The 1,244-nt window shown below is 60.8% G+C and carries 1 protein-coding gene; it reads right to left on the reverse strand.

All coding sequences use genetic code 11. The features are described 5' to 3' along the window. A partial coding sequence (locus tag GVN17_RS29430) for a hypothetical protein (RefSeq protein WP_218576454.1) occupies positions 1-1,244 on the reverse strand: 1,244 nt, incomplete at both ends.

Genomic DNA, 1,244 nt, shown 5'->3' on the forward strand with positions numbered 1-1,244 from the left:
TCAGTCGACGAAGTACCGAAAGTGATCGCCTTGATCGCTGCTTCGAAATCAGCTTGCGATGCCACGGTGCCGTCTTTGGCAGTCAGGACGATAGAGCTGCCGTCTGCACTGATGCTTGCAACGATGGTGGTAGGCAAGGTGCCCGCCGCCAGCGCGTCACCAGTGATGTGCGTGCCGCCGATGCTGATGGTCGCGGACTTGAGGTCTGGACTGTCGGAGTCGGCAATCTTCAGGTCAGTGTCAGCAATTGCTACAGCACCGGTGTGGCCTAGGGTGAAGCTGGTGGTGTAGTTGTTGCCAGTCGCGCCACTGGAGTCGTTGCCGTCGAGGTCGATGGTTGGGACTGCGTTCGGCGAAACGCTGATCGTGGTAACTGCCGGAGCCGAGTCGACGATGCCATCGTTCACGATCACATTAATGGTGCGCGTGGTGGTGTCGGTCGACGAAGTGCCGAAGGTGATCGCTTTGATCGCGGCTTCGAAGTCGGCTTGGGACGCTACGGTGCCGTCTTTGGCAGTCAGGACGATGCTGCTGCCGTCTGCGCTGACGCTTGCAACGATGGTGGTAGGCAAGGTGCCCGCCGCCAAAGCGTCGCCGGTGATGTGCGTGCCATTGATGCTGATAGTTGCGGACTTGAGGTCTGGACTGTCGGAGTCGGCGATTTTCAGGTCGGTGTCGGCGATAGCAATTGGGCCAGTGTGACCCAGGGTCAGGCTAGTGTTATAGCCGGTGCCGGTCGCGCCGCTGGAATCGTTGCCGTCCAGATCGATGGTTGGAACCACGTTCGGGGAGACGGTGATCGTGGTAACAGCAGGTGCCGAGTCGACGATGCCGTCGTTCACGACCACGTTAATGGTGCGCGTGCTCGTGTCGGTCGACGAGGTGGCGAAAGTGATCGCCTTAATCGCGGCTTCGAAATCAGCTTGCGACGCCACGGTGCCGTCTTTAGCCGTCAGCACGATGGAGCTGCCGTCGGCGCTGACGCTCGCAACGATGGTGGAAGGCAAGGTGCCCGCCGCCAGCGCGTCGCCAGTGATGTGCGTGCCGCCGATGCTGATCGTCGCGGACTTGAGGTCCGGGCTATCGGAGTCGGCAATTTTCAGGTCGGTATCGGCGATAGCAACTGGGCCAGTGTGACCCAAGGTCAGACTGGTGTTGTAGCCGGAGCCGGTTGCGCCGCTGGAGTCGTTGCCGTCGAGGTCGATGGTCGGAACCACATTTGGCGAGACGCTGATCGTGGTAAC

The sequence above is a fragment of the Pseudomonas sp. SLFW genome, assembly GCF_009905615.1.
In the GTDB taxonomy this organism is placed as follows: domain Bacteria; phylum Pseudomonadota; class Gammaproteobacteria; order Pseudomonadales; family Pseudomonadaceae; genus Aquipseudomonas; species Aquipseudomonas bambusae.